The sequence below is a fragment of the Flavobacterium poyangense genome, assembly GCF_011751075.1.
GTDB lineage: Bacteria > Bacteroidota > Bacteroidia > Flavobacteriales > Flavobacteriaceae > Flavobacterium > Flavobacterium poyangense.
Genome location: NZ_JAALLN010000013.1, coordinates 114742 through 125017 on the forward strand (window position 1 = coordinate 114742; position 10276 = coordinate 125017).

Here is a 10276-nt window from a genome sequence, read left to right on the forward strand (position 1 = left end):
TTAAAAAACAACACTAGCAAATTAATGAGATATTTTTTAATTTGACGTTAAATTTCCTTCAATTAAATTAAAAAAAGTTTTTTTATTTAAACTAAACGTATAAATTTGCTCCTCTACAAGTTAAATATAACTAAAAAATAAAATTATTTAAAACTATTAAAATTAAAAAAAATGGCAAACGTTAAAGTTAAAAAAGAAAGCACTTCAAATGGAGGAGGAATGATTACCGGAATCATTATTGTTGCGTGTATTTTAGTTGGGGTGTTTATTTGGAAAGTAATCATGGGAGATGCTTCTAACTTCGAGGGAGGAAATCCAGAAACTGGACATCCGATCAATACATTAGGACAAGTATACAAAGGTGGTTTTATCGTACCAGTATTATTAGGTATGTTTTTAATGGTTGTTGTTTTCTCTATTGAAAGATTCATCGTTATCGGTAAAGCAGCTGGAAAAACGAATTTAGATAAATTCATGAAAAGCGTTCAAGGAAGTATTAAAGAAGGAAACATCGAAGCTGCAATCGCTTCTTGTGACAAACAACAAGGTTCTGTTGCAAATGCAATTAAATCTGCTTTAATTAAATACCAAGACGTTAAAAAAGAAGGATTCAACAGTGAAGAAGCTTCAGAAGTAATCCACAAAGAAATTGAAGAGGCAACTTCATTAGAAATGCCAATGTTAGAAAAAAATATGACTATTATCTCTAGTTTAGTATCATTAGGAACTTTAGGAGGATTATTAGGAACTGTATCTGGTATGATTAAAGCGTTTGGTGCATTAGCATCTGCTGGTACTCCGGATCAAGCTGCTCTTGCAACAGGTATCTCTGAGGCACTTATCAACACTGCAACAGGTATCTCTACTTCAATCTTAGCAATTATCGCTTACAACTTCTTTACAGCTAAAATTGATGATTTAACTTACTCAATTGATGAGGCTGGTACTACAATTGTAAATACTTACAGAAGATTCAGAGGAAGTTTGAAACAATAATTAATTTTTGATATTACTATAAATTAATTATATCAAAGTAAAATAAAAGAGAATGGCTAAAATAAAAATGAAAAAAAAGTCGACATCGACAGATATGACTGCGATGTGTGATGTTGCGTTCCTTTTGCTTACGTTCTTTATTTTGACAGCTACGGCTAAGGTGCCGGAAGCACTTCCTGTAGACATGCCTTCTTCTGTCGCTCAAACTAAATTACCGGATTCGGATTTGGCTATTATTACAGTAGGTAAAGATAAAGAAGGGAAAAGTAAAGTATTTTTCGACATTAAAGGTAGAGAGATTCGTAAAAGAACTCTTGAAGGAATGGGAGCAAAATATGGTGTGAATTTCTCAGAAGATGATAAAGCTAAATTTGCATTGATGGATGACTTCGGTGTTCCAATCACAAGTTTAAAGACGATCATCGACATGAAATCGTCAGATAGAACTAAAGCAAATCAACCTGGAATTCCAATCGATTCTTTAGATAATCAATTAAAAGAATGGCTTTTGATTTCAAGAAGAGCTACTATTGACCTTGATGACAAAGAATTGCGAATTGCAATTAAAGGAGATGCTAAAGAACAATATCCACAAATCAAAAAGATAATGGATATTTTGCAAGATCAGAAAATCAATTCCTTTAACTTAGTTACAGGTATGAGAGGGAGAGACTTTTAATTAAAAAATATACACTAAAATGGCTGAATTAAATACCGGCGACGGTGGTGGCGGAAAAGGTGGTAAAGTAAGAAGTAAAAAGCAGAATTCAAAAGTCGATTTAACGGCAATGGTGGATTTGGCATTCTTATTGATCACATTCTTTATGTTAACTACATCGTTGTCAAAACCTCAATCGATGGATTTGTCTCTGCCAGATAAAAATCCAGATGAAAAGAACGAGAAACCAGTAAAGGTTGATGAGAATCGTACGATGACAGTTATGCTAGGTGCAGATAACAAAATGATTTATTATATGGGATTGTTAGCTACTCCAATTGCGGGGCCTAAAGATATTGCATATGGTAAAGATGGTATTCGTAAAGAATTATTAGCTAGAAAAAAATCTGTTTTAGCTTATTCTACAGCTTTAGGTAAGCCAAAAAATGGTATCATCGTTATTATCAAGCCAACTAAAAAATCAAATTATCGTAATTTGGTTGATATCTTAGATGAGATGGCTATTACCGGAGTGGAGACTTATGCGATCGTTCCTGAGTTTACACCGGAAGAAACGAAATTGATAGATAAAAAGCAAGAGTAATCTTGGTTCTTCAACCTAAAAATCAAGAAAAATGAAATTAGATATTATAAAAAATCAGTGGCTTGATATCGTATTCGAAGGACGTAATAAGATATATGGTGCATATGAGTTAAGAAAATCTAATGGTAAGACGACTGTTAAAGCACTTATCATTGGTTCGGTTATTTTTAGCTTTGCTGTGGCAGCTCCTCTTATTGCAAGTCTTATACCGGATTCTAAAGAAGAAGAGGTGAATAATGATATTAAGATCGCAACGGTAAAATTACCTCCTAAAAAAGAGGAAGTTAAACCTAATCTACCACCGCCACCACCGCCACCACCAAAAGTGGATCAGGTGAAGTTTGTGAAACCGGTTGTGGCTAAGGCAAATGAGGTTACAGAAGATCCACCTAAGATTGAAGAACTTAAAGATAAAAAAGTAGGTTCTGAAACAATCAAAGGAGATCCAAATGCAAAACTTGTAGTTGATGAGCCAGTTGGTACTGGTCCTGTTGCTCAGGTGGTAGAAGAAGATAACAGTGTATATAGTACTGCTGGTATCGAAGTAAAACCAGATTTCCCTGGAGGAATTGAAAAGTTCTACAAATTTGTAGGAAACAATTATAAGACACCAGATGAAGAAGGTTTAAAAGGTAAAGTTTACGTTACTTTTGTAGTTGAAAAAGACGGTTCATTAACCGACATTAAAGTTTTAAGGGATATCGGTTACGGTACAGGAGCAGAAGCGATTCGTGTTCTTAAAAAATGTCCAAAATGGACTCCCGGCGAGCAAAATGGTAAAAAAGTTAGGGTACTTTACTCTTTGCCTATTACTATTCAATCTGCAGAATAATGTTAAAAGATATGCTTAATAATATTCAGAAGAAATCGCTCAGAGAGCGATTTCTTCTTGTTTTAGGAATACTGTTTTTTTTAATATATCTTGTGCTTGGTTTAATGATTATGTTTTGGGAGAAACTGCCATTAGACATGGAACCAAAATACAGATATGCTTTTGGTGGTTTGCTAATTGTTTATTCAGCCATCCGTTTTCTGAGATTAATTAATTCAAATGCAGAATAGTTTATGTTAAAATATAGTAAAGTTTTTGGTTTAGTTGCTTTTGTTTTTTTGTTTGCCATGTGTAACCAAAAAAGTAAAAATGATGAAAACAAAGAAACAATCCTAAAAGGATCTTTAGAAATTACGGTTGATGAAACTATAAAGCCAATTGTTGACGATCAGGTTGCGGTTTTTGAAGGAACGTATTACGATGCTAAAATTGCTGTAAAAGCAAAATCAGAAGCAGAGCTTATCAATGATTTGTTGAATCAAAAAACAAAGGTGGTTGTTACAACCAGAGGTTTGTCTAAAGAGGAAGAAGAAAGGTTTGCTAAAAGTAAAATTAAACCAAGGGTAACACCTTTTGCAAGTGATGCGATAGCTTTGATTTCAAGTAAAAGCAATAATGATACTTTAATTGCGTTGAAATCAGTAATTGATTTTATGCAAGGTAAAGCAGGCTCAGGAATTAAAGGATTGGTATTTGATAATCCTAATTCCAGTACAGTGCGTTACATGAAAGATTTAGCAAAGGTTAAAGAGATTCCCACTAATAACGTTTTTTCATTTAAAACAAATGAAGAGGTTATTAAGTTTGTTTCTGAAAATGATGGTATGATTGGGGTAGTTGGAGTAAACTGGTTGTCACAACCATCTCCGAATATGATCGATTTGATTAAAAAAATAAACGTTTTAAGTGTTAAAGGTTTAAATGATGATAAATACTATAGCCCGTCACAAAATGATCTTGCTGAAGTAAAATATCCTTTGGCACGTGATTTGTTTATTATAAATTGCCAGGGATATTCAGGTTTAGGGATGGGGTTTGCTTCATTCATTGCGGGGGATATCGGTCAACGTATAGTTTTAAAATCAGGTTTGTTACCGGTTAGAACTCCGGGTAGGAAACTTAAAATTAGAACTCAAATTTTAAAAGATAAAGAATAAATTAATTACTACAAAGATGAATAAATTTAAAATTTTTAGTTTTGCGGTAGTTGCTTCAGTTTCTGTTGCAAAGGCGCAAGACATCAACCAGGCTAAAAAAGCAATTGATGCGGAACAATTTCAAAAAGCGAAATCATTGCTAAAATCAATAATAAAAGCAAAACCGTCAGATGGTGAAGCTAATTTTGTTTTAGGGAATATTTACTTAAATCAATCTGTTATTGATTCTGCTAAAATTTATTACTTAAATGGAATTGAAGCAGCGGATAAGAAAAACTTGAATTATATTGGATTAGGTCAAATTGATTTGAACAATAAAAATACGGCGGCAGCTCAGGCTAATTTTGCTTTAGCGACTAAAGATGTGAGACGTAAAGATGTAAATGAATTTATTTATATAGGTAAAGCGTATATCAACTCTGATAACCCGGATTATAAAAATGCAATTGCTAGTTTGCAAAAAGCATTAGCTATTGAACCACAAAATGCTACTGCTCTTTTAACAATTGGAGATGCTTATTATGGAGCTAATAATCAAAACGACGCTTACAAAGCATACCGTGATGCATTTACTGCTGATCCAACACTTCTAAGAGCAAAAATGCAATTAGGTGTTTTGTTGAAAGGTGCTAAATCTTATGAAGAAGCAATTAAATCTTTTAATGAAGTTATTACTTTAGATGTTAATTACGGACCAGTTTACAGAGAGTTGGCTGAGACTTATTACAAATGGGCAAGAAATAAACCTTCAACTTCTACAGTTAATTTGCAAAAAGCAATCACTAATTATGAGAAGTATTTAAGTCTTACTGATTATTCATTAGATTCTAAAATGCGTCACGCGGATTTCTTAATCTTGGTTAAAGATTATAAAAATCTGGAAGTTGTAGCAAATAAAATGATTGCTGAGGATAAAGTTAATCCTAGAATTTTCAGATATTTAGGATATGCTGCTTATGAGAATGGAAATTATGATATTGCCATTAAATCATTGGAAGATTACATCAAAGTACCAACTAATAAAATTATCGCGAGAGATTACTTGTATCTTGGTTATGCAAAAATCAAAAAAGGAACTAATGCAGAAGGAGCTGTTGATGCTGCTGCATTTGATTTAGGTTTAGCTGAAATCAAAAAAGGAGTTGCTTTAGATCCTACAGCTGTTGAAGAACTTGGAGATTTTGGAAAAGAATTGTTTGGTAAAAAACAATTTGTACAAGCAGCTAGTCTTTTTGAGTTGACTGCTACTAATACAGAATCTAAAAATTATTTAACAGACAATGTATATTATGGTATCGCTCTTTATTACGCAAATGTAAATAAAACAGCTACTGCTCCTGAAGTTATTGCTGCTTTAGGTAAATCTGATGCTGCTTTTGACAGAGTATTGGTTGCTTCTCCTACTTATGAGGAAGCTTATTTGTATAAAGGAAGAATCAATAACTTGCTTGAAAAAGATGATTTAATCATCAAAAATTATGAAGAGTATGTTACGAGAATAACGGCTAAAGGTGCTGAAGAATTGGCAAAACCAGCTACAGTTAAAAAAATTGTTGAAGCTTACAATAGTATTGGTGCTAGTTATGCTAATACAGATAAAGTAAAAGCAATTGAATATTTCAATAAAAGTTTAGTTTTGGACCCTGCAAATGCTTATGCTGCGCAATCTGTGAAAGCTTTGAAATAATTGAAATTTTATAAAAAACAAAACCGGTAGTTCGCTTTGAATTACCGGTTTTTTTATGTTCCGTATTTAAATGACTATCTTTGCACTTTAAAATGAAATAATGTTAGCTAAAGAAATACAATTAGAAGTGAATAAAGGTGCTATGTTGCCTTTGATGGAGGAGTTTTATACGATTCAGGGAGAAGGTTATCATACGGGAACTGCTGCTTACTTTATTCGTATTGGAGGTTGTGATGTAGGTTGTCACTGGTGTGATGTGAAAGAAAGCTGGAATGCAGAATTGCATCCGCCAACAAGTATTGATTTGATTGTGAAAAATGCTTCTACTTATGCTGATACCGTTGTGGTTACGGGTGGTGAGCCTCTATCATGGGATATGAGTTTGTTGACGCAACGATTAAAAGATAAAAATTTAAAAGTTCATATCGAGACTTCAGGTGCTTATCCATTGTCTGGAACATGGGATTGGATTTGTCTTTCGCCTAAAAAGAATAAATTGCCAACTCAAACTGTATACGATAATGCAGATGAGCTAAAGGTAATTATATACAATAAACATGATTTTATTTTTGCTGAAGAACAAGCAGAATTGGTAAATGATAATGCGATTTTGTTTCTTCAGCCGGAGTGGAGTAAAAAAGAAGAAATGACGCCGTTAATTGTGGATTATGTAATGAATAATCCTAAATGGAGGGTTTCGCTGCAAACGCATAAGTATTTGAATATTCCTTAAATAGTAAAAAAAATCTCTTCAACGGAAGAGATTTTTTTGTTTCCGGTAAAAAGTACACAGTGAGTAAGAAAGATACAATTTGTGCTTATTTCCAGTTCTTGTATTTTTTTAATGTAGTAATATGAGCTAGATGATGTTTGCCGTGCCAGGCATAAGTACAGATCATTTGTTTTATTTTGATTTCGGAATTGTTTTCAGGATGTACGAAACTTTTTTCGAGTTCAGCTTCAGATAAATGCTTCATAATAAAAGCGAGTCTGTAATGCAGTCCTTCTAATAAAGATAAAGTTGGCTGTATGGGCATTTTTAAATTATCGGGTAATGCAGACCACAAAGCTTCATCATATGCTTTTATTACAGGATTGTTTTCTGTTAAGGCCCATTTTATTCTTATGAAACAATTCATATGGCTCTCGGCACAATGATGAATCACTTGTCTAACAGTCCATCCGTCGGGACGGTAAGGCGTGTCAAGTTGCTCTTCTGATAAGTGAATAGTTTCCTGTTTTAGTTTTTCAGGGAATAGGGAAAGTTCTTCGATTTGGCTGGAGAGGTATTCTTTTGAATAGGTTGCCGGGGCTGCGAACTTTCCAATAGGGTATTTTAATTTTTCTAAATCTAAATTTTCCATGGGTTTAAACAAGAATGTTAAATTGAAAGCCTAGCTAAATAATCATAATGTTCTCCTTCCAGAATCAACTCACATTTTAGTCCATTTGCAACAGCGGCATTCTGAAGAGTGTTGTAGTCTAAATACAGCCAATTAAAAGGTTCTTCTTTTTCACCCTTATAGGTGATGTTGAAAACAAGTTCTCCGTAATAATCGGTATTAGACGGAATCCATTTTCCGCCATCCTCATCTTCATCAAACATATAGATAATGTCTGAGCTGTCTAATAATATTTGTCCGCCTGTATTTAATAGGGATTTTAATTTCGATAAATACTGATTGCAATTTTCCAGTTTTCCAAAAATACCAACACCATTCATCAATGATATGATGGTATCGAATTTTTCTCCTTCAAAGTCCAGTATGTTTTGAACTTTTGCATTTTTCACACCTCTAAGTTTACAGGTTTCTATTGCATTGGTGGAGATATCGATAGAAGTAACCTCTAAATTTCTGTCATTTTGTAATGACAAACTATGGCTGCCGGCTCCGCAGCCTACGTCGAGGATTTTTCCGGTTGCGAGTTGTAATGCTTTTTGTTCGATTTTTGGCATTTCATTATAAGAACGGAATAAATAGTCAACACTCATTTCGTCTTCTTCAGAAATCGAAGTTTCGGTAATAATATTTTCAGGTGAATTTTGGGTCTGAAAATCATACATTGCTTTTCCAAAAAGATCTTTCATTGTATTTTTAGTTCAAAGTTTAGGGTTTCAAGTTTAAAGTTGTTTAATTTTGCAGGTCAACTTTAAATTTTAAACTTGAAACAGATTTTAAATAACTTAAATAAGTTAGCCAAAGATAAGCATATCGAAAACAAAAAGTATTTTGATAAGCTTAAAAAGAAACAACCTAAAAATTTAGACTATGTGATGCAGGAATTGCATGATAAAGAGTTTAAAAAAACGGATTGTTTGCAATGTGCCAATTGTTGTAAAACAACCGGTCCATTGTTTACCTTGGCAGATATCGAAAGGATTTCAAAATCTTTCAGGCAGAAACCACAGCAGTTTATTGAACAATATCTTCGCGTTGATGAGGATAAGGATTATGTGTTGAAAAGTGTGCCTTGTACTTTTTTAGATAATGAAAATTATTGCATGATTTACGATGTTCGTCCAAAAGCTTGTAGAGAATTTCCACATACCGACCGTAAAAAGTTTCATCAGATTGCGGATCTTACTTTGAAAAATGTTGCGATTTGTCCGGCGGCTTACAATATTGTTGAAGAGATGAAGAAACGACTTCCGTTATAAATTAAATCTACCGGACTTAAATATTACATAATTGTTTTTCGGAACAATTCGTTTTTGTTTTTTTAAACGTATTTTTGACTGATGCGAAAGCGTATATATTAATGTTAAGACAACTGAAAATTGAATCTAGAATACTTCATTGCTAAAAGACTGATTACTGCTAAAAATTTTAAAAGCAGTATTTCGGCTCCTATTATAAAAATTGCCATATCGGCTATTGCTATTGGTATTATAATGATGCTGGTTTCTGTGGCGACGGGAATTGGTCTGCAGCAGAAAATTCGAGAAAAAGTTTCGGCTTTTAATGGTCAGGTTATTATTTCGAATTATGATAATAATAATTCTGAGGTGACTTTAGTTCCGATTTCAAAAAAACAAGATTTCTATCCCAATTTTAAATCTGTTCCTGGGGTAAGTCATATTCAGGCAATCGCCAGTAAGGCGGGTATCATTAGAACAGAAAATGCTTTTGAGGGAATTATATTCAAAGGTGTTGGGGTAGATTATGACTGGAATAATATAAAAGAATATTTGGTGGAGGGCAGGTTGCCTGATTTTTCTAAAGGGTTGAATGAAGAAGTTATAATTTCCAGATTCCTTGCCGACCGATTAGGGCTTAAAGTTGGGGATCATTTTAATACCTTTTTTATAAAAGAGGAGCAGGGTAAAATGCCAAACAGTCGCCGTTTTATGATAACCGGAATTTTTAGTTCAGGTTTTCAGGATTTTGATGCTACTTATATAATAGGGGATATACGTCATATACAAAGAATCAATAAATGGGGTCCGGATCAGGTTGGTGCTTTCGAGGTTTTTGTAAAGGATTTTAGTGAAATTAAATCTACAGGTAATTTGATCTATGAGCAAACGTCGTCAAGTTTAGATACTAAAACCATAATAGAGAAGTACAGTTATATTTTTGATTGGTTGCAGCTTTTTGATTTTAATATTATTGTTATTCTTGCTATTATGATTTTGGTTGCTACTATTAATATGGTGGTAGCGTTATTGGTTCTTATTTTGGAGCGTACGCAGATGATAGGAATATTGAAGGCTTTAGGTGCAAATAACTGGGCGGTGCGAAAGGTGTTTTTATACAATGCATTTTATCTTATTATGAGAGGACTTTTTTGGGGTAATCTAATTGGTATCTCTTTATTGTTGATTCAACAGCATTTTGGAATCGTTCAGCTTAATCCAGAAAATTACTATGTTAATCAAGCACCCGTATATATAAATTGGGTTTATGTAATCTTGCTAAATTTGCTTACCGTTACAGTTTGTTTTCTGGTATTATTGATTCCGTCTTATATCATAACCAAGATCTCTCCGGTAAAAGCCATTCGTTTCGATTAGTTTTGATCACGATATACTACCTCCCCAACCCGACAGGTTTTCAAAACCTGTCGGGTTTGTTGTATATAATAAGGTATACCATAAAGTAATTAAAAAAAAACTATTGTCAGTCTGAGCGTAGCTGAAGACCCTGCGCAAGAGCAATCGCTTCAGCAAAACCGCTAAAAGTAAGAAAAACTCTAAAACAAACAAAAATCTAAAATGTATAAAAACGACGTTATCAACACATTAAGAAACCCTCAAAAAAAACATTGAAAAAACATTGAAAAAAAGCTTGCGAATGCGAATAAAGCGACTACTTTTGCACCCGCAACAACGCAGACGTTC

At 33.4% G+C, this 10276-nt stretch carries 12 protein-coding genes; 10 read left to right on the forward strand and 2 right to left on the reverse strand.

The window, feature by feature from the left end; translation table 11 throughout:
- Positions 1-171 precede the first annotated feature (171 nt).
- From G3A47_RS17600 to G3A47_RS17635, 8 genes are all read left to right on the forward strand, one after another.
- The gene (locus tag G3A47_RS17600) at positions 172-996 is read left to right on the forward strand and encodes a MotA/TolQ/ExbB proton channel family protein (protein WP_166924748.1); all 825 of its coding nucleotides are present in this window, start codon (positions 172-174) and stop codon (positions 994-996) included.
- A 52-nt stretch (positions 997-1048) separates the two neighbouring features.
- Positions 1049-1675: an ExbD/TolR family protein gene (locus G3A47_RS17605; RefSeq protein ID WP_166924750.1), complete on the forward strand. Its 627-nt coding sequence runs from the start codon at positions 1049-1051 to the stop codon at positions 1673-1675.
- A gap of 19 nt (positions 1676-1694) precedes the next feature.
- On the forward strand, positions 1695-2258 hold the full coding sequence (locus tag G3A47_RS17610; RefSeq protein WP_166924752.1) for an ExbD/TolR family protein: 564 nt from the start codon (positions 1695-1697) through the stop codon (positions 2256-2258).
- A 31-nt stretch (positions 2259-2289) separates the two neighbouring features.
- Positions 2290-3090: an energy transducer TonB gene (locus G3A47_RS17615; protein ID WP_166924754.1), complete on the forward strand. Its 801-nt coding sequence runs from the start codon at positions 2290-2292 to the stop codon at positions 3088-3090.
- Entirely contained in the window at positions 3090-3320 is a 231-nt protein-coding gene (locus G3A47_RS17620) for a hypothetical protein (protein WP_166924756.1), read from the forward strand. The genes G3A47_RS17615 and G3A47_RS17620 overlap by 1 nt, the downstream gene beginning before the upstream one ends.
- Before the next feature lie 3 nt (positions 3321-3323).
- Positions 3324-4247: a PstS family phosphate ABC transporter substrate-binding protein gene (locus G3A47_RS17625; protein WP_166924758.1), complete on the forward strand. Its 924-nt coding sequence runs from the start codon at positions 3324-3326 to the stop codon at positions 4245-4247.
- Positions 4248-4263: 16 nt separating this feature from the next.
- The gene (locus tag G3A47_RS17630) at positions 4264-5934 is read left to right on the forward strand and encodes a tetratricopeptide repeat protein (RefSeq protein ID WP_166924760.1); all 1671 of its coding nucleotides are present in this window, start codon (positions 4264-4266) and stop codon (positions 5932-5934) included.
- A 100-nt stretch (positions 5935-6034) separates the two neighbouring features.
- Positions 6035-6667 carry a 7-carboxy-7-deazaguanine synthase QueE gene (locus G3A47_RS17635; protein WP_166924762.1) on the forward strand — a complete coding sequence of 211 codons (633 nt, stop codon included), beginning with the start codon at positions 6035-6037 and terminating at the stop codon, positions 6665-6667.
- An 85-nt stretch (positions 6668-6752) separates the two neighbouring features.
- Here the strand turns inward: G3A47_RS17635 and G3A47_RS17640 are convergent, their stop codons facing one another.
- A complete protein-coding gene (locus G3A47_RS17640) occupies positions 6753-7298 on the reverse strand; it encodes a YfiT family bacillithiol transferase (protein ID WP_166924764.1) in 546 nt (181 codons plus the stop codon).
- A gap of 17 nt (positions 7299-7315) precedes the next feature.
- Positions 7316-8023 carry a class I SAM-dependent methyltransferase gene (locus tag G3A47_RS17645; RefSeq protein WP_166924766.1) on the reverse strand — a complete coding sequence of 236 codons (708 nt, stop codon included), beginning with the start codon at positions 8021-8023 and terminating at the stop codon, positions 7316-7318.
- A 75-nt stretch (positions 8024-8098) separates the two neighbouring features.
- On the opposite strand from G3A47_RS17645, the gene G3A47_RS17650 reads away from it, so the two are divergent.
- A complete protein-coding gene (locus G3A47_RS17650; protein ID WP_166924768.1) occupies positions 8099-8593 on the forward strand; it encodes a YkgJ family cysteine cluster protein in 495 nt (164 codons plus the stop codon).
- A 120-nt stretch (positions 8594-8713) separates the two neighbouring features.
- On the forward strand, positions 8714-9949 hold the full coding sequence (locus tag G3A47_RS17655) for an ABC transporter permease (protein ID WP_166924770.1): 1236 nt from the start codon (positions 8714-8716) through the stop codon (positions 9947-9949).
- Positions 9950-10276: the final 327 nt, after the last annotated feature.

Excerpts from the sequence above, each read along its gene's own strand:
- G3A47_RS17600 (WP_166924748.1), top strand. The coding sequence starts at position 172 with ATGGCAAACGTTAAAGTTAAAAAAGAAAGCACTTCAAATGGAGGAGGA.
- G3A47_RS17605 (WP_166924750.1), top strand. The coding sequence starts at position 1,049 with ATGGCTAAAATAAAAATGAAAAAAAAGTCGACATCGACAGATATGACT.
- G3A47_RS17610 (WP_166924752.1), top strand. The coding sequence starts at position 1,695 with ATGGCTGAATTAAATACCGGCGACGGTGGTGGCGGAAAAGGTGGTAAA.
- G3A47_RS17615 (WP_166924754.1), top strand. The coding sequence starts at position 2,290 with ATGAAATTAGATATTATAAAAAATCAGTGGCTTGATATCGTATTCGAA.
- G3A47_RS17620 (WP_166924756.1), top strand. The coding sequence starts at position 3,090 with ATGTTAAAAGATATGCTTAATAATATTCAGAAGAAATCGCTCAGAGAG.
- G3A47_RS17625 (WP_166924758.1), top strand. The coding sequence starts at position 3,324 with ATGTTAAAATATAGTAAAGTTTTTGGTTTAGTTGCTTTTGTTTTTTTG.
- G3A47_RS17630 (WP_166924760.1), top strand. The coding sequence starts at position 4,264 with ATGAATAAATTTAAAATTTTTAGTTTTGCGGTAGTTGCTTCAGTTTCT.
- G3A47_RS17635 (WP_166924762.1), top strand. The coding sequence starts at position 6,035 with ATGTTAGCTAAAGAAATACAATTAGAAGTGAATAAAGGTGCTATGTTG.
- G3A47_RS17640 (WP_166924764.1), bottom strand. The coding sequence starts at position 7,298 with ATGGAAAATTTAGATTTAGAAAAATTAAAATACCCTATTGGAAAGTTC.
- G3A47_RS17645 (WP_166924766.1), bottom strand. The coding sequence starts at position 8,023 with ATGAAAGATCTTTTTGGAAAAGCAATGTATGATTTTCAGACCCAAAAT.